Origin of the sequence: Leptospira alstonii serovar Sichuan str. 79601 (assembly GCF_000347175.1) — a bacterium.
Taxonomy (GTDB): domain Bacteria; phylum Spirochaetota; class Leptospiria; order Leptospirales; family Leptospiraceae; genus Leptospira; species Leptospira alstonii.
In genome coordinates, this window is sequence record NZ_ANIK01000007.1 from 28,890 (window position 1) to 53,130 (window position 24,241).

25 protein-coding genes and 1 pseudogene are annotated in these 24,241 nt (G+C 43.2%); 16 read left to right on the forward strand and 10 right to left on the reverse strand.

Annotated elements, in window-relative coordinates; translation table 11 throughout:
• Positions 1–387 precede the first annotated feature (387 nt).
• Positions 388–1,770: pseudogene (locus LEP1GSC194_RS02110) on the forward strand (histidine kinase dimerization/phosphoacceptor domain -containing protein).
• Between the two features lie 78 nt (positions 1,771–1,848).
• On the opposite strand, the gene LEP1GSC194_RS20760 reads toward LEP1GSC194_RS02110, so the two are convergent.
• On the reverse strand, positions 1,849–2,031 hold the full coding sequence (locus LEP1GSC194_RS20760; RefSeq protein ID WP_021064644.1) for an LIC12628 family protein: 183 nt from the start codon (positions 2,029–2,031) through the stop codon (positions 1,849–1,851).
• A 114-nt stretch (positions 2,032–2,145) separates the two neighbouring features.
• Between LEP1GSC194_RS20760 and LEP1GSC194_RS02120 the strand changes: the two genes are divergently transcribed.
• Positions 2,146–2,973: a crotonase/enoyl-CoA hydratase family protein gene (locus LEP1GSC194_RS02120; RefSeq protein ID WP_020772066.1), complete on the forward strand. Its 828-nt coding sequence runs from the start codon at positions 2,146–2,148 to the stop codon at positions 2,971–2,973.
• 8 nt (positions 2,974–2,981) lie between these two features.
• Here LEP1GSC194_RS02120 and LEP1GSC194_RS02125 read toward each other — a convergent pair whose 3' ends face one another.
• Positions 2,982–3,161, reverse strand: coding sequence for a hypothetical protein (locus LEP1GSC194_RS02125; RefSeq protein ID WP_020772093.1), 180 nt, complete (start codon positions 3,159–3,161; stop codon positions 2,982–2,984).
• Between the two features lie 112 nt (positions 3,162–3,273).
• On the opposite strand from LEP1GSC194_RS02125, the gene LEP1GSC194_RS02130 reads away from it, so the two are divergent.
• Together LEP1GSC194_RS02130 and sph are read left to right on the forward strand one after the other, a co-directional pair.
• Positions 3,274–4,122, forward strand: coding sequence for a tetratricopeptide repeat protein (locus tag LEP1GSC194_RS02130; RefSeq protein WP_020772089.1), 849 nt, complete (start codon positions 3,274–3,276; stop codon positions 4,120–4,122).
• A gap of 197 nt (positions 4,123–4,319) precedes the next feature.
• Positions 4,320–6,062 carry a sphingomyelin phosphodiesterase gene (gene sph, locus LEP1GSC194_RS02135; RefSeq protein ID WP_036040795.1) on the forward strand — a complete coding sequence of 581 codons (1,743 nt, stop codon included), beginning with the start codon at positions 4,320–4,322 and terminating at the stop codon, positions 6,060–6,062.
• A 171-nt stretch (positions 6,063–6,233) separates the two neighbouring features.
• Here sph and LEP1GSC194_RS02140 read toward each other — a convergent pair whose 3' ends face one another.
• Together LEP1GSC194_RS02140 and LEP1GSC194_RS02145 are read right to left on the reverse strand one after the other, a co-directional pair.
• The gene (locus LEP1GSC194_RS02140) at positions 6,234–6,740 is read right to left on the reverse strand and encodes a hypothetical protein (RefSeq protein WP_020772058.1); all 507 of its coding nucleotides are present in this window, start codon (positions 6,738–6,740) and stop codon (positions 6,234–6,236) included.
• Complete coding sequence (locus LEP1GSC194_RS02145) at positions 6,730–7,197, reverse strand: RidA family protein (RefSeq protein ID WP_036040797.1); 468 nt, start codon at positions 7,195–7,197, stop codon at positions 6,730–6,732. Before LEP1GSC194_RS02145 ends, LEP1GSC194_RS02140 begins: the two co-directional genes overlap by 11 nt.
• A 118-nt stretch (positions 7,198–7,315) precedes the next feature.
• Here LEP1GSC194_RS02145 and LEP1GSC194_RS02150 point away from each other — a divergent pair, with 118 nt between their 5' ends.
• From LEP1GSC194_RS02150 to LEP1GSC194_RS02170, 5 genes are read left to right on the forward strand one after another with little or no spacing between them, the layout of a single operon-like run.
• On the forward strand, positions 7,316–8,119 hold the full coding sequence (locus LEP1GSC194_RS02150) for a class I SAM-dependent methyltransferase (protein WP_020772074.1): 804 nt from the start codon (positions 7,316–7,318) through the stop codon (positions 8,117–8,119).
• Positions 8,116–9,816 carry a DEAD/DEAH box helicase gene (locus LEP1GSC194_RS02155; RefSeq protein WP_020772065.1) on the forward strand — a complete coding sequence of 567 codons (1,701 nt, stop codon included), beginning with the start codon at positions 8,116–8,118 and terminating at the stop codon, positions 9,814–9,816. Before LEP1GSC194_RS02150 ends, LEP1GSC194_RS02155 begins: the two co-directional genes overlap by 4 nt.
• Complete coding sequence (locus tag LEP1GSC194_RS02160; RefSeq protein ID WP_020772067.1) at positions 9,783–10,874, forward strand: N-acetylmuramoyl-L-alanine amidase family protein; 1,092 nt, start codon at positions 9,783–9,785, stop codon at positions 10,872–10,874. The genes LEP1GSC194_RS02155 and LEP1GSC194_RS02160 overlap by 34 nt, the downstream gene beginning before the upstream one ends.
• The gene (locus tag LEP1GSC194_RS02165) at positions 10,855–11,643 is read left to right on the forward strand and encodes an LIC_10740 family protein (protein ID WP_020772100.1); all 789 of its coding nucleotides are present in this window, start codon (positions 10,855–10,857) and stop codon (positions 11,641–11,643) included. The genes LEP1GSC194_RS02160 and LEP1GSC194_RS02165 overlap by 20 nt, the downstream gene beginning before the upstream one ends.
• Positions 11,644–11,685: 42 nt before the next feature.
• Complete coding sequence (locus LEP1GSC194_RS02170; RefSeq protein ID WP_020772097.1) at positions 11,686–13,050, forward strand: hypothetical protein; 1,365 nt, start codon at positions 11,686–11,688, stop codon at positions 13,048–13,050.
• A gap of 431 nt (positions 13,051–13,481) precedes the next feature.
• On the opposite strand, the gene truD is transcribed toward LEP1GSC194_RS02170, so the two are convergent.
• Positions 13,482–14,744, reverse strand: coding sequence for a tRNA pseudouridine(13) synthase TruD (truD, locus tag LEP1GSC194_RS02175; protein WP_020772073.1), 1,263 nt, complete (start codon positions 14,742–14,744; stop codon positions 13,482–13,484).
• A 508-nt stretch (positions 14,745–15,252) separates the two neighbouring features.
• Here truD and LEP1GSC194_RS02180 point away from each other — a divergent pair.
• Positions 15,253–15,702, forward strand: a complete 450-nt coding sequence (locus LEP1GSC194_RS02180; protein ID WP_020772092.1) for a MarR family winged helix-turn-helix transcriptional regulator — start codon at positions 15,253–15,255, stop codon at positions 15,700–15,702.
• Positions 15,703–15,937: 235 nt separating this feature from the next.
• Positions 15,938–16,381: a DoxX family protein gene (locus tag LEP1GSC194_RS02190; RefSeq protein WP_020772095.1), complete on the forward strand. Its 444-nt coding sequence runs from the start codon at positions 15,938–15,940 to the stop codon at positions 16,379–16,381.
• A gap of 123 nt (positions 16,382–16,504) precedes the next feature.
• Here LEP1GSC194_RS02190 and LEP1GSC194_RS02195 read toward each other — a convergent pair whose 3' ends face one another.
• On the reverse strand, positions 16,505–18,193 hold the full coding sequence (locus LEP1GSC194_RS02195) for a GMC oxidoreductase (protein WP_020772071.1): 1,689 nt from the start codon (positions 18,191–18,193) through the stop codon (positions 16,505–16,507).
• Between the two features lie 194 nt (positions 18,194–18,387).
• On the opposite strand from LEP1GSC194_RS02195, the gene LEP1GSC194_RS02200 reads away from it, so the two are divergent.
• Together LEP1GSC194_RS02200 and LEP1GSC194_RS02205 are read left to right on the forward strand one after the other, a co-directional pair.
• The gene (locus LEP1GSC194_RS02200) at positions 18,388–18,669 is read left to right on the forward strand and encodes a GNAT family N-acetyltransferase (RefSeq protein WP_020772063.1); all 282 of its coding nucleotides are present in this window, start codon (positions 18,388–18,390) and stop codon (positions 18,667–18,669) included.
• Positions 18,666–19,001 carry a VOC family protein gene (locus LEP1GSC194_RS02205; RefSeq protein WP_020772061.1) on the forward strand — a complete coding sequence of 112 codons (336 nt, stop codon included), beginning with the start codon at positions 18,666–18,668 and terminating at the stop codon, positions 18,999–19,001. Before LEP1GSC194_RS02200 ends, LEP1GSC194_RS02205 begins: the two co-directional genes overlap by 4 nt.
• Here LEP1GSC194_RS02205 and LEP1GSC194_RS02210 read toward each other — a convergent pair.
• Positions 18,998–20,236: a BaiN/RdsA family NAD(P)/FAD-dependent oxidoreductase gene (locus LEP1GSC194_RS02210; protein ID WP_020772083.1), complete on the reverse strand. Its 1,239-nt coding sequence runs from the start codon at positions 20,234–20,236 to the stop codon at positions 18,998–19,000. The genes LEP1GSC194_RS02205 and LEP1GSC194_RS02210 overlap by 4 nt on opposite strands.
• Positions 20,237–20,660: 424 nt before the next feature.
• Here LEP1GSC194_RS02210 and LEP1GSC194_RS02215 point away from each other — a divergent pair, with 424 nt between their 5' ends.
• Complete coding sequence (locus tag LEP1GSC194_RS02215) at positions 20,661–21,176, forward strand: hypothetical protein (RefSeq protein ID WP_020772057.1); 516 nt, start codon at positions 20,661–20,663, stop codon at positions 21,174–21,176.
• Positions 21,177–21,183: 7 nt separating this feature from the next.
• Here the strand turns inward: LEP1GSC194_RS02215 and LEP1GSC194_RS02220 are convergent, their stop codons facing one another.
• From LEP1GSC194_RS02220 to LEP1GSC194_RS02225, 3 genes are all read right to left on the reverse strand, one after another.
• Positions 21,184–21,603, reverse strand: coding sequence for a DoxX family protein (locus tag LEP1GSC194_RS02220; protein ID WP_173644582.1), 420 nt, complete (start codon positions 21,601–21,603; stop codon positions 21,184–21,186).
• Positions 21,604–21,615: 12 nt separating this feature from the next.
• The gene (locus LEP1GSC194_RS22115; RefSeq protein ID WP_020772062.1) at positions 21,616–21,780 is read right to left on the reverse strand and encodes a hypothetical protein; all 165 of its coding nucleotides are present in this window, start codon (positions 21,778–21,780) and stop codon (positions 21,616–21,618) included.
• Between the two features lie 161 nt (positions 21,781–21,941).
• The gene (locus LEP1GSC194_RS02225) at positions 21,942–22,826 is read right to left on the reverse strand and encodes a pirin family protein (protein ID WP_020772075.1); all 885 of its coding nucleotides are present in this window, start codon (positions 22,824–22,826) and stop codon (positions 21,942–21,944) included.
• Positions 22,827–22,889: 63 nt separating this feature from the next.
• On the opposite strand from LEP1GSC194_RS02225, the gene LEP1GSC194_RS02230 reads away from it, so the two are divergent.
• Positions 22,890–23,357, forward strand: coding sequence for an LIC13081 family protein (locus LEP1GSC194_RS02230; RefSeq protein ID WP_036040804.1), 468 nt, complete (start codon positions 22,890–22,892; stop codon positions 23,355–23,357).
• 289 nt (positions 23,358–23,646) lie between these two features.
• Positions 23,647–24,241: IS110 family transposase (locus LEP1GSC194_RS02235; protein WP_036040806.1), on the forward strand; the 595-nt coding region annotated here is incomplete at its 3' end.

The window sequence follows — 24,241 nt, forward strand, 5'->3', positions numbered from 1 at the left end:
CGCTTTCGCATTTGTTATACCGAACTTTCAATCCAACTAGTAATGGATTACCGTATCGATGACCGAACTAAAATGCGGAGTCCTATGACGGTACGAATTTTCAATATTTTGAAATTCGCAAGGATCGATTGATTACGGAAGAGAAATCGATTTGAAAGTTCGTTTTTCATGGAGAAGTTTCCGCCGAAGAAAATTCGGTGAACTCCGGCGAATGGGAAATAAAAGATTCTCATTGAAACGGAAATAAGAGATCGAATGTTTCCGTCTATTTTTTGCTTTTTCATCCAAGACAATGAAATTCCCGAAAGGATCAAACATAATATTACCATGACTTTTTATGCGTTTTGACAAATATCTTGTTGAATTCGAAGTTATTTTTAGTAACTAATGGATATGCTTCATAAACCCAAAATATTGGTGGTCGAGGATGAGATCATTGTCGCCGTCAATCTAGGCCAAAAGCTGAAAAAATTAGGTTATGAGCTAGTGGGAATCACATCTTCAGGAGAAGAGGCGATCCAAAAAGCGTAAGAAAACCATCCCGACCTTGTCCTCATGGATATAAACATAGAAGGGAATCTGGATGGAATCGAAACCGCTGAAGTCCTTCGAACCCGCTTTCACACTCCCGTGATTTATCTCACGGCATACGCCGACGAAAGCACTTTAGACAGGGCTAAAAAAACCGAGCCCCTGGGATATATCGTTAAACCATTCGAATCGGATCAACTCCGCTCTTCGATCGAAGTAGCTCTTTATAAAAACGAAATCGAACAACGATCCAAACAGACGGAAGAAAAATTGAAAGGCGCATTGGATCAGCTCGGCGCGGGAATCGTAACCACGGATGAAAACGGGCTTCTCCTTTTTATGAACCCTGCGGCGGAAAAATTAATCGGCTGCAAGTATGAAGATCAGCTTGGGAAACCGATTCGGGAAATTCTTTTTTTCAAACACGAAACCGGAGACGAGGTCGGAAACATAGTCGAAGAAGTTCTCAAATCCGGACTTCCCAAAGAAAATGGAAATCTATTCTTAGTCTCGAAAAACGGAAGCAGCCAGGAAATCCAATTCCAGAGTTCTCCGATTTTAGGAGCGGATGAAAAGCTGACCGGGACTTTTAATATTCTTAGAACCAAAGAGCAACATTCATCCGCGACTGAAAAAGATACCTACCTCAAAGAAATTCATCATAGAATCAAAAACAATCTCACGATCATTTCCTCCATTTTCAGCCTTAGATCCGGCCAAGCCAACGGAGAATCCAACGAACTCCTTCGGGAAAGCCAGAATCGTCTGCGCGCGGTCGCGCTTCTTCACGAAATTCTTTATGAAAGCAAGGATCTTTCCTCGATCAGCTTTGAACTCTATGTGAAAAAACTTACGGACGCGCTTTTCCAAATTTATCAAGTGGATCGGGAAAAGATTCGGTTGGAGTTGAATATCCAAGAAGCGAAAGTGAAGGCCGAAATCGGAATGAATCTGGCCCTGATTATCAACGAACTCATTACGAATTCTTTAAAACACGGATTGGCCGATTCGGAATCCGGTTTGATTCGAGTTCATTTCACGAGAGAAAATGATATGCTTACCCTTGAAGTTTCGGATAGCGGAAAAGGTCTTCCCGAAGAATCGATTCGAAAGAGGAATCCCAGCTCCCTCGGCCTCTCCCTCGTGGAATCCCTTGCAAAACAAATCGGTGGAAAAGTCAATTTACTCAATCAAGAAGGCGCTTGCATTCAACTGCGTTTTCCGGTTTCCTCCCTCTAGGAACTCCTAGATTCCTGCGAATCGATTTTGTAAATCCTTAGTCACTTGAAACATGGGAACTCCCACGTAAAACTCTTCTCAATTTGGTTTGTGCAGAACCAAAGATGTAATTCCTTCCATAACGTCCCAGTGCGTCCGGTATTTTTCCGGAAAAATGTGGGAACTCACTCGTTTTTCCTGCACAGAGTCCACTTTCTCTAAAAGGTTCTTCCATTCTTCCTTTGTATGCTGATGGCGAATTTTTTCCCAACTGATGATCATATCAAACTCCCCATAAAGATTATGAGAATCATTCTCATAATTGAAAAATTGTCCAGTATTTCTTTGAATCAGGAATGACTTGTAAGAATTTTTTTCCTTCCCAGACTGACCGGGATGAAAGCCCATTTTGAATTTTTTGAAATCGTCGTAAGACCCGAAGACAAAACCGCCGTTTTGTATCTCAACCGACCTGAAAAAAGAAACGCAATGAACTGGCCTTTCTGGAGAGATCTCCCGGATGTAATCGAAGAAATCAATTCGAACCCGGAAATTCACGCATTTATAATCGCCGCAAGAGGAAAATCCTTTTCCACCGGTTTGGATCTGGATTCTTTTATCCAACAATTCGGAACCTTGATTCAGGCTCCGTTAGGCGGCGATCGGAGAAAATTCTTGGACCTCATTTTGAAAATGCAAAAAGGAATCAACGCCGTATATAATTCTTCAAAACCTTCCATCGCTGCGGTTCAAAAACATTGTATCGGCGGAGGTTTGGATCTGATCTCGGCGTGCGACATCCGTTACGCAACGGTGGACGCATCGATTTCTCTCCGAGAAGCGAAAGTTGCGATCGTCGCCGACATGGGCTCCATCAATCGACTTCCTTCCATTATCGGACAAGGTAATACGAGAGAATTGGCTTTAACGGGAAAAGACATCGACGGAATCGAAGCCGAAAGAATCGGACTCGTAACGAAAGTGTTTCAGACCGAAGAAGAAATGATGAACGCCGCCCTTGCAACCGCAAAAGAAATCGCCGAAAACCCCAAGATCGTCGTATCGGGCGTAAAAGATGTGATGAGATACTGCGAAGGCAAACCGTTGGAAGCAGGTCTGAATTACGTTGCACTTTGGAATTCGAGTTTTCTCGATTCCTCGGATTTTAGAGGAGCGATACAATCCTTTCGGGAACGCAAACGCCCCGTCTACAATCAGAACTGATCCCGAATTTACGCGTAAAGATCGAGGATTTTCCTCTGTCCTTCTTCCTTTAAATTCCGGACGCCCGCTTCCACGGCGAGGTTTAACATTTTTCGATTCAGATCGCTCTGGGCCTGAAAGATTTCTTTAGGTAGATTGGCTACCCTTTCCAAAAGTAAACTCTGGTTCGTATTTCCGTTGATATTCATAAATTCCCTCTTCCGAGAATTTGGGTTTTTCTTTCTTTTTCTCCCGATTCTATTCTCGGATGATAAATAGAAAACTTGATTATTTTTTGAAAATTTTTATCCTGTCTAAACCGTGAATTTCCCCGCACTGATCAGATCTGCGATTCAGAGGGAGAATCAAAGAGAATTCACCAAAGCCTTTAATCTCTACAAAGAAGCCCTCTCGTTTACCGGTAATCCTAAAACGATTCTTAAGATACTGAACCGCCAAGCCTGGTGTCAGTATCATATTGGAAACACTCGGGAAACCTTGAATCTTTTTCAAGAAATCATCACCAAATACCCGAACGAACCCGAAAGTTATCTCTATTACTCCAACTATCTCATCAAGATCAGCAATTTCAAACAGGCTAAAAAATTTCTCACAAAGGGAATCGATCTCTATCCCGATCAATTGGAGCTTTATCTTACTTTGGCCTCTCTTCTGAAAGATACGGATCGTTCCAACGAAGCGATCGCGGTTTTAAAACAGGCTTTGGCGCAGGAAAAACTTTCGAGAGGCAGAGGAATTCTCCGCAAGGATATTTGGGCCGAACTAGGACATCTTTATTATCAAAGGGGAAGTTACAACTCCGCATTGGTTTCCCTAAAAACGTCGATGCGTATGGATAGCGACGAAAATTTTCTGCACTACGATATGATCGCTCAGTGTTATCTGAAGGTCGCCGATCATAAAAACGCGCTTAAGTTCATCGATTTATACATCCGATATTTCGGAGAATCCGATTCGGACATTCTCATCATCAAAGCGAGAGCGCACGCTCAACTCGGAGAAAGCCATCTTGCCTGTGCGTCCTTATTACAGGCGTATTCCATGGAAAACGGTCTTAAATTGAACGCGGAAGACATGATCGACTTCGCTCCCCTTCTTCAAACCGGCTTCTTTGATACATTAGATAACGTTGAAATAGAAGAACCCTGATTATCCCTTAAGGAACGCGGAATTCGCGTTAAGAAACATTATCCGAAATCGATAGACGTTAAGAGTTGATGTCTCCAAATTAAATTACTTAAGTATCTCCTTGGATTGAATTTGAATGAAAACGTTTTTCAGAAAATACTGTTTCTTTTAAAATTATGTAATAGTATAAACTCCAATATAAAAAATGGAGATACTGTATGAGAACCCCGAAAAAAACAAAGGCGAGACTACTTGTAAACGGTTGCCTCTTATTATTTTTTCTAAGTTGTTTACCCGACAAACAGTCATCCTACGATGATTTACTAACGTTGCTGCTCCTAATTTCAAATAACGCAAGTGTCGATCCCGCAAACACAGGTTCTACAAATGTCAATCCCGTAAGTGCAGCTTCCGCAGATGTCGATTTAACAAACACCGGTTCTACAAATATCAATCCCGTAAGTACAGCTTCTGCAAATGTCGATTTAACAAACACAGGTTCTACAAATATCAATCCCGTAAGTGCAGCTTCCGCAAATGTAGAAATTAAAATTCTAAGTCACAACGTTTTCCTATTACCGAAAGAGCTTCCGGGTTGGGGAGATTGGGCGCAAAACGAAAGAGCGGAGCTAATCGCGAGTTCGGATCATATAAAAAATCAAGACCTAATCGTGTTTGAAGAGGTTTTTGATGCCAATGCCAGAGGAATTCTTTTAGACAAAATTCGTTCCATGTATCCGTACCAAACCGATGTAATCGGAAGGACTCCAAACGATTGGGACGCGACCCTCGGTGATTACAAATCCCTTTCGCTCATAAACGGAGGAGTTGTCATCGTTAGTAAATGGCCCATAGAAGAAAAAATACAATATATCTTCCATGATTCAGGATGTGGCGTGGATTATTTTTCCAATAAAGGATTCGTTTATGTGAAAATCGACAAAAACGGAAATAAAATCCATCTTATAGGGACACACGTTCAATCGGAGGACTCGGAATGTTCCGATTCGGGGGTATCCGTAAGAGCGAATCAATTCGACGAGATTAGGAATTTTATCGACTCAAAAAAAATCCCGAATGACGAAATCGTCCTGATCGCCGGAGATCTGAACGCGATCAAAGGTAGCAGAGAATATTATAATATGCTTACTAGATTGAACGCGAACGAACCTACGTATGCGGGAATTCCTTTTACGTGGGACACAAAAACGAACGAAATGGCAGCTTTTTATTACGAAAAAGAGGAGCCCGTATATTTGGATTATATACTCGTTTCAAAATCGCATTTTCAACCCTCGGTTTGGCAAAATTTAGCGTACGATCCGATCTCGACAAAAACCTGGACCGCAGCCGGATATACAAGCGACGAATTTTCGGATCACTATCCCGTTTACGGTTTTATCTATGCGGATCCTTCCACTCCGACAAAATCCGGACATAGAAGAAAATACGATCAAGTTTCGTTCGTATCCGCCGCGACCGGAAAAAAAATTCAAGCCGATTCCAAAAAACCGAACGAATGGTTAAAAGCGAATGCGGACGAGGACACGGATCTGACAAAATTCAATTTAGTGCAGAAAAACGATCCCGATTCAAATCCGTCCTGCATGAAAAACGGGCTCGTCCGAATCGAACCTTCCCATTCCTTAAATTACTTTTGGAATTGGTGGATCGGGGGCGGAAGAGGTAACTACGCCTACTACCCCAAGTTCAACGACGGATCCAATCGGATCGAAATAATAAACCTGGACGAAAGATGTTTACGGAACGGGAGCAGAATCGCATTCAAAGATTATGATACGTTTTCGGGACAATATTATTACCTCGGCGCGTGGGGCGACGGAAACCGGAGCAACTATCTCTATCTTTGGAAAAATTCGGTCGGTTTAAATGAAATTTTTTATCTCCAATTGAACTCAACTCCCGAAAGGGATTGGAGCGCGGATCTAATTTATCGTTAAATTTTCGAGCCCGACCGAACAGGTCGGGCCCTCTCTCCAAGGAAAAAAATAATATTATAATATGCTTGTATTTAACGCGAGTTCTACGCTCGCATCATTTAAAGCCGATAGGAATTTCCACCAAACCGATCGGCTAACAACCGACTTGCGACCGGGTTAATCGACAAACGTTTACTCTTTCTCAAAAAACGATTTCAAAGAAAGCAAAGTGGTAAAACCCCATGCGCCTAAAAACGCATAGAACTTCCAACTGAAAACGTAATCGTCTTCCTTAAGGAAACTCACAAAAAAGGATTCGGGAAAAAAGATTCCCGCGAGCGCCCCCAGACCCAAAAGGAACTGGCCGCTCAAAAGAAGGGAACCCAACCAATGAGAACGCCAGAAAGAACCGAAAAAGAAAACTCCCGCCGAAAGAAAAATAAAATAGAAGTTAGACGAAACTCGAAGGCCCTCGGTCTCTTCTCCGCCTAAATGGATCGTATATTCGATCCAAGTGGAAAGACTGAATAAAAGCTGAAAAGTGACGGCGATAAAAAGGATTTTTTCGGAAACGGATTTTTCCTTCCAGAACTCCGTAAATCTACCCGTAAAAGAAAGATAAAACGTAAGCCATTCTTTCAGAACGAGAGGAATCGAACGAAAACTCCATTGAACGTCTCTCCAAAGATTACGGAGCATCTGCAACCTGAAAGGTGACTTCCACTTCGACGGGCGCTCCCAAAGGAAGAGAAGGAGTTCCCACGGCAAAGCGCGCATGACGTCCCTCGTCTCCGAACACGGAAAGAAAAAAGTTGCTTCCGTGATTGGCGACCAAGTGATGTTCCGTAAAGTTCGGACTACAGGCCACAAAAACGCCGATCTTAACGATCTTAACGATTTTGTCCGGACCTCCGCAAATAGCGGAAGCCGCCGCGATCGCATTCAAACTCGCTTGGATCGTGGCTTCCTTGACGTCGTCTACGGAAAGCCCCTCGCCCAATTTGCCGACAAGAATCAGTTGACCGTCTTTGAGCGGGAGTTGTCCGGAAGTGAAAACTAGATTTCCGGATCGGTTTGCGGGAATATAAGCCGCAATCGCTGCCGGTGCGGGAGGAAGTTTGTAACCTAGGGATTCGATTTTACTTTGGACGCTCATGTATTTTCTTACGAAGAATGAAAGATCCTTCCAAAAAGTTTGTATTCCTCGATTTTTCAAGCAGTTTCGAAAAAAGGAATTTTCTTTCTTTCCCCTCCGGTTTCTCTAGATCCAGAGAATGTATCCGAAACTCGAGCTCATTCCTCATCCGCAATATCCCGAACAATATCGGATCTGTAAAAGAACCGGGGTTTGTTTTTACAAACCGGCCAAAACTCGGGAATACAAGGATTCTTATTTCTTAGAAGAGTATAAAAATCAGTACCAAAAGACCTACTATGAGGATGAAACTTCTCTTCGCGCTCTTGCAAAAAAAAGACTCGGGATTTTAGGTAAACTTCACAATCGCCAAGGCTCCTCTCTGTTTGAACTGGGTTCGGCCGCGGGATTCTTTTTGGACGAAGCCCGCAAAATCGGCTATCGAACGACCGGTCTGGAGATTTCTCCCGCGGAAGTGGAGTATTCCAGAACAACTTTGGGACTCGACGTTCACTGTGATTCTTTTTTAGGAGAGAATGTTTTAAAAGGACATTCCTATGACGTGGTTGCGGCCTTCTTCGTGGTGGAACACTTTCCCGATGCCGACTTCGTCTTTGAAAAGTTAACCGATCTTGTCAAACCCGGGGGATTTCTCTTCTTAGGCTTGCCTTCACTTTACGGTCCGACGTTTCAAACCAATCCGGAAGAATGGTTTAGCACACATCCGTCGGATCATTTTTGGGATTACAGCCCAGGCTCCCTGAAAAAAATGTTGAAAGGATACGGTTTTACGACCGAGTATAAGAAACCGATGTCCTACCACCCGTCCCGAGATCGGGGTTGGAGAGGAAAAATCCTGAGTCACCGCCTTTTTGCACGTCTCTCAGACCTCACCTGTTACGGTGATACATTCCACTTAATCGCACAGAAGCGGCACACATGAAATTCGAAGAACTTTCCATCCATCCAAAATTACTTTCCGCCATTCAAGAAATCGGTTATACCGAACTCACTCCCATTCAGGAAAAATCGATTCCGCACGGATTGGAAGGCAAGGATATCACAGGACTCGCACAAACCGGAACGGGAAAAACGGTCGCATTTTTAATCCCGGTCGTTCATACGATTCTTACCAAAAATATTCAGGGAGTTTCCGCACTGATTCTCGCGCCGACAAGAGAACTTACGATGCAGATCTCGGACGAAGCCAAAAAACTTCTGAAACATTCCGACGGAATCCGCGCGGTTCCAATCATCGGAGGAACGGATTACAAATCCCAAAACAAAGATCTGGAGGGACTCAACGGAATCATCGTCGCAACTCCGGGAAGACTCATCGACATGATCAAGTCCGGCTCCATCGATATATCTAACGTGGAATTTTTCGTTTTGGACGAAGCGGATCGAATGCTCGACATGGGGTTTATCCAGGACATTCGTTGGCTTCTTCATAAATGCAAAAATCGAAAGCAGACTTTGTTGTTCTCGGCGACTTTATCGGTGGAAGTGATGAGACTCGCGTATCGTTTTTTAAACGAGCCCGTCGAGATCCAGATCAATCCCGAAAAGATCATCACGGAAAGGATCGATCAAAAGATCGTTCACTTGGGAAGAGAGGAAAAAATTCCCTATATGACCAACCTCATCGTGAATTCCAAAGACGAAGGTCAGGGAATCATATTCACGAATTATAAAGCGAATATTCCGAAAATCGTACACACCTTGCGGAAGTATTCGATTCCCGTAACCGGAATTTCCTCCGAGTTGGATCAGAAAAAAAGACTGAGACTTCTCCGGGATTTTAAATCCGGAAAATATCGTTACATGGTAGCGACCGACGTCGCCTCCCGAGGAATCGACGTGGAGAACATTGACATCGTCTACAACTATGATCTTCCTCAAGATACGGAAAATTACGTTCATAGAATCGGTCGTACCGCAAGAGCGGGAAGAAAAGGAAAGGCGATCGGTTTTTGCTCCGAGTCCGATTACGTGGAACTCGAAAAGATCGAAAAGTATCTGAAACAGAAGATAGACGTTCTGGAAGTGGAAGAAGAATACATTCAATTTCCTGCAGGTGAATTTCAGGCCTTTGTCGGCGGCGATTCCTACGATCGGGAAAAGGAAACTCATTTCAAACAAAATGGAAGACGTCCTCACGAGAGAGGCGATCGCGCGCCTCACAAACACGATCGGGATCGCAGAGGAGACAAACGTCACGCAAGCCATACGCATTCGCATTCGCATTCTCCTGCGAGAGATCCGCAACGTCGAGACGCGCATCCAAGAGACGGCCAAAAGAAAAAACCGGCCGCCGCCATTCAAGAGGCGGAATTCTTTTTACAAAAAGCCGATTCCGTTTTGTCCGCGGAACCGAAAAAAAACAAATCCGAAAACAAAAACCAACGTAAGTTTCCGGGAAACAAGGACAAACAACGCCAGCCTCACGCCGACGGCCAAGGGGATCGAAATCAAAATAGAAATCAACAGAACCGCGACCGGAATAGACAACAACAGCAGAATTCGAATTACGATAAGAGCAAACGGAATCTGTTCGATATCAACGATACCGGAAGAGATGAATCCAAAAAGAAGAAAGGTTCGATTTGGCAAAAAATCAAATCTATCTTTGGGGGCTGATTCTATTCCTCCTAAACGTAGGGGAATTGGGAGCCAAAATTTCCATTCCCACTTTGTCCTCCAAACGTTATGTGCGCTTTGAGGACATCCAAAAAGAATTCCCTTCCCTTAAATCCTCTTTTAATTCCGCGACCTTTGTGGGATCGATCCAACATCCTTCCGGAGAAGTCCGCTTTAGAGTCGGCTCGTCCTTTTACACCTTTAATCAGTCCATAGAAAAGATTTCCGTTCCGGTTTTATACAAGGAAAAAGATTTTCTGGTTCCTCCCGAAATCGTAGAGGCGCTTTTCGTACAACTCATGTCCGAAGACGTCCGTTACGAATATAAGGAAAACGTGTTGGAGTTGGAGGTTTTACCGAGCGCCGAAACTCTCGAAATCAAAACGATTCTCATCGACGCGGGACACGGCGGCAAGGACCCCGGAACCGCATCCAACGACGGAACCAACGAAAAATCGGTCGCCTTACAGGTGGCAAAAGTCCTTCAGAAATTTTTCGAAAAAGTATATCCTTCGATCGACGTAATACTAACGAGACCGGAGGATACGTTCGTCGAATTGGAACGCAGATCGACAATCGCAAATCGGGAACTGAGAAAAAGCGGAAGCGCGTTGTTCATCAGTCTGCACTGCAATTCCTCGATCAACGAGGACGTGAACGGTTTCGAGATCTATTATCTTTCTCAAACTCCGTCCACCGAATCGGCTCGCGAAACCGCCCTTTTGGAAAATAAAATTCTCAAAGTAAAAGGCGCTTCTGCCGTTAAAAAAATTCAGGCCGGCATGATGTCTTCTCTCATTCAAAGAAGAAGCAGAATCTTGGCGAGATCCTTGGAATCGGAGATGAAAAAAAAGCTCCAACCTCAAATCTTGTCCAGGGGAGTGAAAAAGGCGGATTTTTCGGTCCTCAGAGGAAGTCTTATGCCTGCGGTTCTCGTGGAAATGGGTTATCTTTCTCATGAAAAAGAATCCAAACTTTTACAAAGCAAAAGTTTACAAGTTAAGATAGCGAAAAGCATCGTAGAAGGAATTCGAGGATATGAATTGGCAAAAAATTAAAAAACCCGCAATCGCGATCAAAGACGCGGCTTGGGAAGCGCTCAAGACCGCGGGAAAAAAAATCAATCTCGGATATCTTTGGCTGTTTCGCACCGCTACCGAAGACGGAGTTTCTAGGAAAACGTTGTTCCTCACTTACGCGTGGATCGGAATCGTTTTATTTTTTACCTCTTTTATTCTCGCGGGGAATAGTCCTTTCGTAACCCTCGTTCCGTTTTCTCTTTACGACGTCGGAAACCGAGATCCAAGGACGGAGATCACGATTTACGGATCGGACGGAGAACGTCGGGTGTTTCCGGTTCGAAGAAGGGTTCTTTTGGAAGACGAAGAATTTCGGCACAAAACGATGACCTTGATCGGAGAGATCAGCGAATCCTCCTATTTCGATAAAACTTTCGAAAGCGGAAAGGGAGAACATTATAAAAATCTAAAACGTCTTCCCGAAATTCAATACGCCGTAAAAACGATTTGGAAAAACGGAGGGGTTATGATTTTGGATTTTAGGAAATCCACACTTCAGGAAATTCTTTCCGGAATGAAGTTCAGAATCGATTATACATACGTTCAACAGAATATGAAAGAGGAAGACAAACAAAAGGAAATCGCGCGCAAGAAGATGGCCCTTTTGGATTCCACTTTTCTCGCTTTGGAAAAGACGGTTTTCGAGAATTTTCAGGACATTCAAAGCGTGGAATATCGGCTGGACGGTTTATCGGAAGACATTCCCGGAATGGAATATTCTCTCAATTTGTCTCATAAAAGGAACTGATCCTCTTTTTCCGATCGTTTTTTGGCCGATACTAGAAACAAGATGAAATCCAATTTTACGGATCGTTTGTTTCCGATCGGCAAAAATAAATCCGTTTCGATTTGTTTTCTCGTTCTACTCGTCTTGAGCGGCAGTTTGTCGTCTTCCTCCGATCTGCAAATCTCTCCCGAACTTCAAAACATCACAGATTTCCGAACGGATCGTCTCGCGTTTCACTTCATTCAACTTGTGGACAAGGAAGGTAAAACCTTATCGGAGACCAATCCGAACCGGGATTCTTCCGAAGCGACTTTGATGATCATCTACAAAGGACAACTAACGTTGCTAAAGGACGGTTACGACGATCCGAACAGGATTAGGGAGAAGGAAAAGGAATATCTCGTAAAAATTTCCAACTATGCAAGACTTAAGGAGTTGGAATCGGAATATTACAGACTTCCGGAATCGGAAAGATCCGTAAACCCGAGCAAATCTTCAAACGAAAACGTTCCCGGTAATTCGTCGGGTTCTGCTACGAATCCTCCCGCGGCAAACGCAACTTCAACGAATTCAAACACGTCTTCACAAACTTCTTCATCTAACACAAGTGAGGCGATCCAGACGTCCGTTGAACCCTTGAAAAAAACAAAAGAACTGGATCTTCTTTTGAAATACGACGAGGAACTTCTGAAAAGTTATTCCTCCGAAAGAGCCGTCAGCGCAGAGCTGGAAAGAGCCGAACGTTTTTACGGTAAGGATTCCCCAAAAACGAGTTCGATTCGTTTTAGGGCGGAAGAACTCAGAAAAAAAGTAAACGAAAGAAGAAACATTTTGATTCAATTCCTAAAAAATCCGGGAGCTTCCACAAACCCCTATCCGGGAGATAGAAAAGATCAGGCGTTTTATACGAACATCGTCAACGGAGTTCCGGATTTTTATCTTCATTCCACTACTCCCCGCGAACTGGACGGGCAGATGAAAGGAGAGGAGGAAGTCGGAAAAAAATACGGCGAATTGTATAAGTCCGCGAGAGACAAACTCATCGATTCGCAAATTAGAAAATTATACTATTATCTTTGGAACCGAGACATGACCAATACTCGGGTTAAGGCCGATAAGGTGAAAAAAGGCAGAAAGGCGATCGTCGTTACGGGAGATGCCACGGTCTTTACCATGATCGATAAGGAAGGAGACGGCGTTACGGAATCCTTTTTCGTGGATAGTCCGGGGGTTCGTTTTTCTTGGGGAAGGGACCTTCCGAATATCATCTCCATTTCGAACTGCACGGACGAGGCAATTCTTACAAAGATCAAAAATCTCACCGAGGACGTTTTGTCCGGAAGGATTCCCGAAAAAGTGGATAAGATCGACCTTACCGTTCCGGAAGAACAGTTGGTGATCGAATTCGGACCGAAAATTCCCCAGTGAGCCGAAATTGGGTCGCGGGGTTTTGGTTTAGCGTTCATATCGAACTAAACCTAAAAATTAACCCCATGCCGTTTTTGAAAATTTAGTATATTTTAATTTTTGAATATTTCTTTGCGAAGTTTTGTCCGGATATAGAATGCGGCTTTTGAATGAATTTTCCTTACGCGACTTTTTCAATTCATTAAAATGCGCTTGGGCCGCTTTTTAACGGAAATGTTTATGATACGCCAGCGTGGACCGGCTCCAACGGGATCAGTATGTTTGTATCTATAAGAATTTTCATATATTCCTTATTTATTAAATCGGAATTTATGTAAAATCTCCAAAGCGGTAAGTGATAATAATTACTGGAATTTATTTTAAAAGTAACTCATAGTACAACTTAACGGCGCCTATTTTAGAGTATGCTTAAATTATTTTCGATATAACTCCTATAGGTTCGCCCTAAGCATCAGGCGTTTGATCAACATAGTCGCATAAACCCCGGAAGGGAGCTGAAAGGATATTCTTACCTTCTTTTTTCCCGGATGTAAATTGTCCTCTTCAAAATCCGTCATCTGAAAATTTTCAGGAATTACTTTTATTTTTCGTTCAAAGGAATTCATTTTAATCCTTGCAAACGGGGAGTGATCGAAGACGGTTTCACCCAAGCCGTTATAGGCCAGGACTTCGGCTAAAATCCTCATTTCATTTTTAGAATATTCTAATTTATGAATTCCCGGGCTTCCAGGAACCGTAAGGTTTCGGGAAAAGGGAAAAGACCCGACGGAAGATTCCCCCGGAAAAAACAAAGGGCCCGTTTTAGTTTTGATCCAAACGCCGGAAAGTTCCTCCGAAATCAAAAGTTCGGATACGAATTGATTCCAAATCAGGGACTGCATCGATGAGACCAACATCAATAATTCTTCTTCAGGAAACCGGTGGATCAAATCGGAATACGTTTTTTGAGTCGGATTCTTTTCCCGCTTTAAATTGGAAAAGATCCTACTTTCCAATTTACTCCCGGACAATTTTTCACACTGAGGCCAATTTCCCCAAGCGGTCTGAAGATTTTTCTTTCGGTCTCGGGCCTGTTTTTTTTCTCCCGGATAAGCGTCGGTCAAAAGCAGTTTTAGACAAGTTTCAGCGTCGCCTTTGAGATAAGGGAAAATGGGAAGTCGGAACTCCGGGTGATACCGGCTGAACCTTTGCGAATCGTAGTAGTTGATAAAACCGTTTTGGAAGATCTTTTCGAAATTGTTCCGAATCGATTCGATTTCCTTTTCGAGCAAATTTCTAAGTACGAGGATAAATCGGTTTCCAGCGTTCACTTCCGGACTCAGGGATTTTTCGCTAAAGCCTACTTTTTCCAGCTGCAAAACCTTCATGAGTTCTTTCGGAATCTTCAAAGGTTTTTGGCAGCTTATGTACTGAGTCGTTGTCGCGTGTCTGTCCTTCTTTCCGGCATATCCGATCTCTGGGAGAGAAACCTTGGATTCTTTCGAAATTCTCAAAAGCGCGTCTAACGTATTCCAACCGGATTTTTGAAGTCGAAAAACCGCCCATTTTCCGGTTCTTTGGATAAAATTAGGACGAAGAATTTCCTCGACCTGAAAATCTTCCGGGTTCTGCTTCAAGTCATAAACCAAAAAACCGCTGTATGGGCGCTCCGACACAGTTCCAAAATGCGGGAACTCCCCACACAAACAATCCATAACTTTATCCACAGATCGCGTTTCACGACCGATCGAATATTCGTGGGAGTTCCCACGTTTCAAGTGGCGAGTGTTTAGTTAATTGGGGTTAGGACTTTGCACCTTTGCTTAACGTGAATTCGTTAGAGAAGGTGAGTTCAGCATAACAAATGCGAAAGCGATTGTAGTGGAAATTCCGAAGGAATTGGAGCGAAAAGCGCGGTCGCGAGCCATTTTTGCTATGAAATTCGCGAGCGATTCGCCCAAATTTTTTTACGCCGAACTTACGTGAAACTTAAACTCATTCATAAAATCTAGGAACTCCTAGCTCCGAATCCCTCGCCCACCGGACTCGCGTAAGTTCGGCGTTAGGAAATTAGAAACAAACATATCAAAAAAAGGGCGGCCAAGATGGCATCTTGATCTATATTTTAAAAATGTGGGAACTCCCACACAAACGATCTTGAATTCAAAAAAACATTGACCATAGAAGTGGATCCAAAATAATAGTTTAAGTTTAAAGTATTTTATGGGAACGCACTATAAAGGAAATAATCGAGAAACTGCGGTTCTAAACGCTTTTATCAAACTCAGCCGTTGTTCAGATTCTATTCGTCAGTTGGAAGAAAGGGTTTTCGCGAAATACGGATTGACCACGGGTCAATTCGGTTGTTTGGAAACCCTTCTCCATTTAGGTTCGATGTGCCAAAAGGAAATCGGGCAAAAATTGTTTTCTTGCGAAGGAAATATCACCCAAATCATAGACAATCTCGAAAAAAGAAAACTCGTTCAAAGAGTTCGGAGCGAAGAAGACAGACGTTATATTATCATCCATCTGACTTCCGAAGGACGCAAACTCGTAAAGGAAGCGTTTCCGGATCTCCTGGGTACTTTGATTCATAAGTTCGGATCTTTGTCGGAAAATCAACTCTTGGACTTAGGTGACTTCTGCAAGGAAGTCGGATTGAAAGCGGTATGAACTTTTTTTTGCAAATTTATACTTTGAATATAAACGATTTAATATCAAAATATGGGGTGGAGTTCGCTAAAATGCGGGAGTTCCCACATTCTAGGGGTCAGTGGATAGATTTTAGGGATCAGGGTTTTACGAGTTTACGTTTCTTGCAAAATCCTGGTCTGCAAAAGCCGCACCTTAATTTCGGATCATTCAAAAATGTCGACTGATCATTATGGAATCATTTAGGAGGAAACAAATGCTTCAAAAATTTTTTAAAACGGATTCGGATCTTGGATCCCTCATTCTCAGAGTAGTTGCAGGAATCGTAATGTTCCCGCACGGAGCGCAGAAACTTTTAGGCTGGTTCGGCGGTTTCGGTTTTACGGGAACTATGGGTTATTTCGTCGGGTTAGGAATTCCTTCACCAATCGCATTTCTCATAATCATCGGAGAATCCCTCGGAGCGCTCGGACTGATCTTCGGTTTTCTTACGAGATTATCCGCGTTCGGAATCGGAATCATCATGTTAGGCGCGGCCGTAATTCATTCGCAATACGGATTCTTTATGAATTGGTTCGCGAATCAACAAGGCGAAGGATATGAATTTCATCTTCTTTACATCGCAATTTCGGTAGTTCTTTTTATCAAAGGCGGCGGAAAAGCTTCCGTGGATTCTTTGATCGAGGAAAAACTCGGCTAAGAACGAACTTCTTTCGGAAATCCGCGGAAAACAAATCCACGGCTTTCCGAAAACATTTGAATTTTAGAATATTTTAATTATCTTTTTTTGACTTTAGGGTCGGTTTATATTTCGCGTACCTCGTTATAGCGCCGCATTTTTTACCTTACTGAAAAGACCGATAACGCCCCACTTCTTTTCGAAATTAAAACTGAATATTTCCTTCTCTTTCGGAGGAACAAAGGACATTGCCCTTTCCGTAAGAGCCGTGATCGTAAGACTCGGATTGACGCCTAAATTGGCCGGAATCATGGAACCGTCGCAGACCCTAAGATTACGATAACCGTAAACCCTGTTTTGAAGATCGATCACGCCTTCTTCCGAAGATTCTCCTATATTACATCCCCCTAATATATGCGCGGTCGCCGGAATGTCCAACAAAGCTTCGTTGATGCTGCTTCTTGCGATCCCACCCGAGATTTTCGCCAACCTTCTTGCAAACTCGTTTGCGATCGGTATATAAGTGGGGATTTTTTCCCCGTTTTCCTGAGTGGAAGAAAGAGTTCTTTTAAACGGCCAAATCCACCTTCTCTTACGAACGATTTCGATGCTATTGTCCACCGTTTGCATTACGAGAAGAATGATCGTCCTTCTTGCAAAACCGATCGGATTCAACAAACTGACGCTGTGAATCGGATGTTTTAAAACCTCGATTAAAAATCGAAGTTGTCTCGGAATACTTCCCCCTCCGTCCACGAGAACTCCCGCGGCCAAACCGTTCATCGCATCCGATCCGTCCGAATAACGAACCGGCTCTATGTGAGTGTGTTCGTCCGGAAAAACGCTGGAAGTGATCGCAACCCCGTGGGATAAATCCGCTTTTTTATCTTTGAGCGTAACTCCAATCAACGATTCGCTGTTGGTTCGAACGACTTGCCCCAGCCGGTCTGAAAGTTTAGGAAGAATCCCTTCCTCTTTCATCTTTAAAAGAATGCCTAACGTTCCCAAAACTCCCGCCGAAAGAACGACGGACTTCACCCTATAAATTCTTTTGGGAAGACCGAAAAAAGAAGTCGTTCTCTCGGTATGAATCTCATAACCTTCCGAACCGTCCTCACCCAAAGGAATCAACTTGGAAACTTTCGTTTCGGGAAGAACGACGGCTCCCGCCTTCTCGGCAAAATAAAGATAATTCTTATCAAGCGTATTCTTCGCGTTGTATCTACAACCGACCATACAACCGCCGCAATCGTTGCAAGAATTTCTCTCCGGTCCCTCTCCTCCGAAAAAAGGATCGATCCCGCTTTTGCCGAAGTGAACTCCGACCGGAGTTTTCATGAACGAATCTTCGATCCCGAAAGTCTTTGCAGTTTCCTGCATATACCGATCCGATTCCCATGTCTTAGGATTTTCCACAACTCCCAACATTCTTTTTGCAAGTTCGTAAAAAGGAAGAATCCCTTTCTTTCCTCCCATCTTTTGAACGATCGCCTTTTTCCAAAACGGCTCGGGAGGAACATACAAAGTATTCGCATAAACAAGACTTCCGCCGCCCACACCGGCGCCGCTCAAAACCATTACGTCGTTTAGAAAGTTGATTCTCTGAATTCCAAAACAAAAAAGTTTCGGAAACCAGAGAAACTTACGTAGGTTCCAATTGGTTTTCGGAAATTCGGAACTGTTCCATCGTTTGCCCGATTCTAAAACGGCGACCTTATATCCTTTTTGAGAAAGTCGAAGCGCGGAAACGCTTCCTCCGAATCCCGAGCCGACTACGATATAATCGTAATCGTAAATAATTTCTTTCTTTTTCGAAGCCGAATCCAAGCTCATGGTACAGTCCTCTCGAAGTTTTTAGTGGCTTAGGATTTTTTATTTCTCACAAATGGAAAGTCAAAATTCTTCGATTCGATTTTTTCGAAGACATAGAAGCGTATCGTAGAACTGCAACGAACGTTTCCTCTTGATTTTTATCCTTTGTTTTTCTTTCGGCTTGATGAATTCCTTTCGAACCTTAGAATTGATGAATGAACCCGGAAGTATTTCATTCTGAAAAAGAATCAAAATTTTACGCTAAAATGGACGAATATGAATCCTATCTTTTTTACAGAGAAGAAGGCGATAATATCTGGAATTTAGTTTCAACGTACGTCCCTCTCGAACTCCGCGGCAAAGGCCTTGCTGCGGATCTCGTTCGAACCGCTTTGGACAAGGCCCGTTCCCTGAATAAAAAAATCATTCCGAGTTGTTCGTATACGATAACTTTTTTGAACAGACATCCGAATTACGACGATTTGGTCGCCCGATGATTCATCATATCGCGATCGGTTCTCCAAACGTAAACTCTCTTGAAAAATTTTACGAATCCCTCCCCGGTTTAAAAAAAATAAGGGAAAATCAAAATCCGGACGGGAGCCTTCGTTCGGTCTGGTTTCAGGCGGGAGATACGATTTTTATGTTGGAAATCGATACGAACGTAAAAGGTCCAAAGGCTTTGATTTTTTCGACTTCTTGTCTAAAACCCGAGGATTTGAAAGATCTTCCGAAATGGATTCAAGAAACCGAATATACAAAATACTTTAAGGACCCGGACGGAAATCTTTTAGGTTATTCTTCCTATCCGGATCCGTGGCCGTTTTAAACGGAGTCGAGAATTCCTCGGGCCGCGATGTAAGATGTGGTCCATGCGTTCTGGAAATTGAATCCGCCCGTAACACCGTCCACGTCCAAAACCTCTCCGGCAAAATAAATCCCCGGAACGATCTTACTTTCCATCGTTTTGAAATTCACTTCCTTGCGGTTAACCCCTCCGCAGGTCACGAACTCGTCCTTAAATTCTCCCTTTCCGGAAATTTTAAATCGTGCGTCCGTAAGTTCTTCTGTGATTCCGTGTAAATCCTTAGAGGATAATCCGGACCATTTTTTGGAAACATCTATAGAATGAATTTCTAATATTCTTTCCCAATATCTTCTTGGGATTCCGAGAACGGGCGCGTTGCAGACGGATTTGGAAGGATGAAGTTCCTTTTCCTTTTCGATCTTTTTTCGAACCTCGTCCTTTTTCATTCCGGGTACAAAATTGACTTTTAGGGTCGTATCGTATTCTTTCTCGAATAATTCTCTCGCACCTTTTGCGGAAAGTTTTAAGACCGCAGGTCCGCTAACTCCCCAGTGTGTTATAAGTAACGGACCGAGTTGGGAATAACCGAACTCGACGAGAGAACATTCCGTTTTTTCAAAGGCAAGTCCCGATAGATTTTCAAGACGAGGATCCACGATTTTAAAAGTAAACAGAGACGGGACCGGGTCCGATATCGTATGCCCCAGCGCCTGGAGCCAATTCCAGGCCTTTCTTCCGGAGCCGGTCGCAAACAGTATTTTATTATATTCTAATATTTCTTCCGTTTTGAGTTTGATCCGAAACTTAAAATCAGACGTCGGAGTTACCGATTGAATCTCCGTCTCCGTTTTCAGCCTTACGCCAGACTTTTTCGCCTCTTGAAATAGGGTTTGAAGTATCGTTTCCGAAGAATCCGTAACCGGAAACATTCTTCCGTCCGCCTCGGTTTTTAAAAGAACACCCCGCTCTTCATACCATCGAATCGTGTCCTTAGGTCCGAAAGTTTCAAAAGCCCAGCGGAGTTCTTTTTCCCCTCTGGGATAGTTTTTACTCAAGGTTTCGGGGTCCAGGCAATGATGCGTAACGTTGCATCTCCCTCCTCCGGATACTTTCACTTTGGAAAGAAATTGTTTGCCTTTTTCCAAAAGTGTAACCTCGCAATCTCCTTCGGAGGCGATTTGAATCGCTCCGAAAAATCCCGCGGCCCCTCCGCCGATGACCGCAATCTTCGGTCGTTCCGCCGATTTGGAACTCATAACGGAAAATTCCTAGCCCGATTTTTATAGAAACCCATTACGTTCCATACAAAAACGAGCTTAGGATTTTGCACCCGTAATTAACGTGAGTGCCAATGCGAAAGCGATCGAAGTTGAACTCGGCAGAACACTCTCTAAACTAAAACCCGCTCCTACGGTCGCTCGGTTGTGGATCGTGTTCCGGGAATAAACAAATTGGAATGACGAAAGGATTTCGTTTTTAGAGCAATCTATCAATTTGTTGATTGGAGCATTATGTTGCGACCGAGAAAACTTAGGCGGATGCCTCGCTATGGATCGCTCGACATACCCAAACTTTTTTACGCCGAATTCACGTGTAATAAGATCATTTTTCAAAAAATCGCTTTACGTTCGTAAGTAATACAAGTATCCAACCTATATTTAACGCGAGGAAGAATTCAAAATGAATCAAAACTTCAAAACAAAACTTTTTAAAATTGCCGCTCTTATTCTAATAACGGCGACAACCGCCGTCTACACTCAGGAAGACGACAAAGAAAGATACACTACGAAAACGGACATTACCTTAAAGGACGAAAAAGGAAATAATCATTTTTTAGTTTTAGCAAAGATCATGACTGCGGACAAATCCTACGTCGCTTACAACGTGGATTTCTGGGTAAACAATCAGGTTTATATAGAACCGACTAACGTTTCAAAAGTTCTATTCAGAATCGGAAAGAAAAATCTGAGCGCCTCTTATTACAGAACCAACATGACCGGAACCTATTCTGCGGATGCGGAAATATTGTATTTTTATATCGAAGAAGCCGCTCTCAAAACATTACAAGGAGCCGCAAACGTGAAAGTTCGTCTCGTGATGAAAGACGAAAGTTTTACGGACTTTACCGTTTCTTCCAAAGAAAACTTTCAGAAGACAATCCAGGAAGTTCTTACCGCCTCGAATTCAAATCGGTGATTAAAATCTAAACGCTCCTATGCGTTTCGATATAATAATCCGCGGAAAGTCTTCCCGAGCCGTATAAAGAAAAATGAAAAAGCAAAAGCAAGATCATCGCGGCGTACGGAAGATTCGACCCCGGAGCCATAAATCCTTCCTTACCGTGAATGAACAAAACCGCTCCGATCAGCACGGGAACCTGAAGGATAGCCGCAAAACGAGTCAATAGTCCCGATAAAAGTAAAATCCCTCCGCAGATATGTGCGATTACGATGTAATGAGCGAGTAACGTAGACGCCATGGGAGCGTTATTCATCTCCATCAAACGAATCAATGCGTCCGTATCGTAAAGGAACTCCAGACCTTTATAAATTAAAACTCCTCCGAGATAAATTCGCAGGAAGTCCACCAACCAATCCCGATGTTCTTGTAGCCAGCGGTTCAAACGATCCATAGCTCACCTCCAAATTTTCAGATTCGTAAACTCATCATATTCCTTTCTTGAACTTTTGCAAGGGGAGAATCGGTTAAAATCTCTTAAAAACCGGGCGTTCCAAAGATAAACGTTCACTTTTACCGCTCTTTCCAAGGATAACTTTCGACTGGTGACGGGTTTTCCCATACGATCCCCTCCAACCTAAAATCCCAAACTCCAGTCTCTCCCGCCTTTTAAACTTCCGTTTAAAAATCCAAGGAAGAAGAAAAATCATCCTCGATTATGGAAAATCCGCTCGGCAATCTCCCCCTCTTTCTATCGTCGTATTCATATTCAAATAGAATGTTTTACGAATGAATTGCACCCATCTTTCCGGACTGAAAATCGAGAAATGCCTGATGGATTTCCTCCTGGGTGTTCATCACGAACGGGCCGTATCTCGCAACGGGTTCATCCACCGGTTGGCCTCCGATCAAAAGAAATTCCCAATCGTTCGGAGAATTTTCCGGCAGAGAAAATCGAACGTCACCTTCGCCCCTTTCGAACCAAACCATGTCTCCTTCTTCCACGGTCGTCGCTCCTTCTTCCGCGTGTAAAACTCCGTTTCCGGAAAAAGGATAAGCGAACACGTTATACGACTCGGGAACGGGAATCGTGATATCGGCGCCCGGGACGAGATACAAATGATAATATAAAATCGGAATTTTAGTTTCGATCACGGCTTTCGTTCCCAAGATTTCTCCGGCGATCACCCTGATTTTTGTTTTCCCATCGGACGTTTCAATTTCCGGAATTCTTTCCGAAGGAGTGTCCTGATATCTCGGACGACTCATTTTTTGAGAAGAAGGAAGATTGACCCACAATTGAAAACCGTGCATCCGACCTCCGTTCTTTTGAAACTCGTTGGAAGGCAATTCGGAATGAACCAAACCGGAACCGGCGGTCATCCACTGAACGTCTCCGGGTTTTAATTTTCCGTAGTTTCCCCACGAATCCCGGTGTTCCATTTCTCCGGTCAATAAATAAGTGACCGTTTCAAATCCTCTGTGCGGATGTTCCGGAGCGCCGATCGCTTTTCCGGGTTTGTATTCTATAGGTCCCATCTCGTCTAATAACAGAAAGGGATCCAACTGAATTAAGTCTTGAACAGGAAACGGCCTACGGACCGGAAAACCTCCTCCTTCGATCGTCCTGAGCGACGGTCTGATTGTTTTCACTTTTCTCAGATTCATAAGTAAACGCTCCTCTTTGGTTATGTGCAGATTCTTCTTGAAGATAGATATAACGGTTCAACCATGATAACAACTACTGTAACCTTTTTAGTTTCATATTCTTTAGACGATGCCTTTCGTTTTGTGGCGGATTTTAGAAACTTAGTTTATTGGGGAGATAGGATTTCCGACGTCTTTCCGACCAGGAACGGGAATCATCTTCCGGTTTATGAAATCCTTTATTCTTTCGGGCCTTTCAAACTCAAGACGAATTATTTCGCAAAGGAATGGATTCCCAATTCTCGGATGATAATGGAAGCTCAAAGTTCGTTCATCGATCAAAGGGACATTTATACGTTCCAAACATCCGATCGGGGAACGAAAATAACTTTCACAAATCATTCTAAACTAAAATTCCCCTATCACTTCGGCGAATGGGCGCTCGCCTCCGGAATTAAAAGAAGAATCTGTAAAGAAATGAGACAATTGCAGAAATGTTTATACAAGGACGGCTCCGGTTCTCCGAAACATTTTCAAGTCATTCGAATTTAACGTGAATTCGTGGGGAAAGTTTGGGCATGTCGAGCGATCCATAGATTAGTATGATTCTTGGACGTAAGACAGCTCGAAGTGTGATATTCTTGATTCGACGGAGTCAAGAAGGCCGATGGCAGATTGATCGCTCTCTTGGGGCTTAGACCCCGGTCCATAGATGAATCTAAATCGGCCACCGCAAACCAAAGTGTGGCGGCTTAACAAAGTCGACCGCGAATAGGAGTGCTGGTGATATCACCCGGCTTTGTTAAGACCTTCCGCCCTCTGTCATTTTAGGAGAAAAGAAATGAACAGTCAAGAAATCAAGTATGTAGGAATTGATTGCGGAAAGAAAAGTTTAGAGGTTGTTCGAATTAATTCGGAGAACTCGCTCGAACGTCGGCAATTCAGTACAACGGAAAGCGGTATTAGCAGTTTATTAAAATGGCTGACTTTAAATGATATTGTAGGTCTGGAAGCGGGCTCTCAATCTTTTAGAATTGCAAAATCAATTTTAAACAAAGGGATTCAAGTAATTGTCTTGAATCCCGGAGACTTAGCAACGATCTATCAATCTTTGAAAAAGACTGATAAAGAAGACAGTTTAAAAATAGCCAGGCTCATTCAACGTTATCCAATAGAAGAATTACCGGTTGTTCCGATTCCCACGGATGAAGAGGAAGATAATCGGCGATTGTGTACAGAGCATGAGAACTGGACAAGGCAACTGACGCAAGGTAAGAATCGACTTCACAGTTTATTCACTCAAGCCGGTTTGACTGAAATCACCAAAAAGCATTTACGAACAAAAGCATCCAGAGAAGTTTCTGTAGCTTTACTTCCTGATCGATACAAAAAGGAAGCGGAACGAATCTTAAAAGTTTTAGATTTAGTCGAACTAA

Excerpts from the sequence above, each read along its gene's own strand:
- LEP1GSC194_RS02170 (WP_020772097.1), top strand. The coding sequence starts at position 11,686 with ATGAAATCCAATTTTACGGATCGTTTGTTTCCGATCGGCAAAAATAAA.
- LEP1GSC194_RS02225 (WP_020772075.1), bottom strand. The coding sequence starts at position 22,826 with ATGAATCTGAGAAAAGTGAAAACAATCAGACCGTCGCTCAGGACGATC.
- LEP1GSC194_RS02155 (WP_020772065.1), top strand. The coding sequence starts at position 8,116 with ATGAAATTCGAAGAACTTTCCATCCATCCAAAATTACTTTCCGCCATT.
- LEP1GSC194_RS02210 (WP_020772083.1), bottom strand. The coding sequence starts at position 20,236 with ATGAGTTCCAAATCGGCGGAACGACCGAAGATTGCGGTCATCGGCGGA.
- LEP1GSC194_RS02180 (WP_020772092.1), top strand. The coding sequence starts at position 15,253 with ATGGGAACGCACTATAAAGGAAATAATCGAGAAACTGCGGTTCTAAAC.
- LEP1GSC194_RS02140 (WP_020772058.1), bottom strand. The coding sequence starts at position 6,740 with ATGCTCCGTAATCTTTGGAGAGACGTTCAATGGAGTTTTCGTTCGATT.
- LEP1GSC194_RS02200 (WP_020772063.1), top strand. The coding sequence starts at position 18,388 with ATGAACCCGGAAGTATTTCATTCTGAAAAAGAATCAAAATTTTACGCT.
- sph (WP_036040795.1), top strand. The coding sequence starts at position 4,320 with ATGAGAACCCCGAAAAAAACAAAGGCGAGACTACTTGTAAACGGTTGC.
- LEP1GSC194_RS02165 (WP_020772100.1), top strand. The coding sequence starts at position 10,855 with ATGAATTGGCAAAAAATTAAAAAACCCGCAATCGCGATCAAAGACGCG.
- LEP1GSC194_RS02190 (WP_020772095.1), top strand. The coding sequence starts at position 15,938 with ATGCTTCAAAAATTTTTTAAAACGGATTCGGATCTTGGATCCCTCATT.
- LEP1GSC194_RS02195 (WP_020772071.1), bottom strand. The coding sequence starts at position 18,193 with ATGAGCTTGGATTCGGCTTCGAAAAAGAAAGAAATTATTTACGATTAC.
- LEP1GSC194_RS02145 (WP_036040797.1), bottom strand. The coding sequence starts at position 7,197 with ATGAGCGTCCAAAGTAAAATCGAATCCCTAGGTTACAAACTTCCTCCC.
- LEP1GSC194_RS02230 (WP_036040804.1), top strand. The coding sequence starts at position 22,890 with ATGATAACAACTACTGTAACCTTTTTAGTTTCATATTCTTTAGACGAT.
- LEP1GSC194_RS02150 (WP_020772074.1), top strand. The coding sequence starts at position 7,316 with ATGTATCCGAAACTCGAGCTCATTCCTCATCCGCAATATCCCGAACAA.
- LEP1GSC194_RS22115 (WP_020772062.1), bottom strand. The coding sequence starts at position 21,780 with ATGGGAAAACCCGTCACCAGTCGAAAGTTATCCTTGGAAAGAGCGGTA.
- LEP1GSC194_RS02125 (WP_020772093.1), bottom strand. The coding sequence starts at position 3,161 with ATGAATATCAACGGAAATACGAACCAGAGTTTACTTTTGGAAAGGGTA.
- LEP1GSC194_RS20760 (WP_021064644.1), bottom strand. The coding sequence starts at position 2,031 with ATGATCATCAGTTGGGAAAAAATTCGCCATCAGCATACAAAGGAAGAA.
- truD (WP_020772073.1), bottom strand. The coding sequence starts at position 14,744 with ATGGATTGTTTGTGTGGGGAGTTCCCGCATTTTGGAACTGTGTCGGAG.
- LEP1GSC194_RS02215 (WP_020772057.1), top strand. The coding sequence starts at position 20,661 with ATGAATCAAAACTTCAAAACAAAACTTTTTAAAATTGCCGCTCTTATT.
- LEP1GSC194_RS02205 (WP_020772061.1), top strand. The coding sequence starts at position 18,666 with ATGATTCATCATATCGCGATCGGTTCTCCAAACGTAAACTCTCTTGAA.
- LEP1GSC194_RS02120 (WP_020772066.1), top strand. The coding sequence starts at position 2,146 with ATGAAAGCCCATTTTGAATTTTTTGAAATCGTCGTAAGACCCGAAGAC.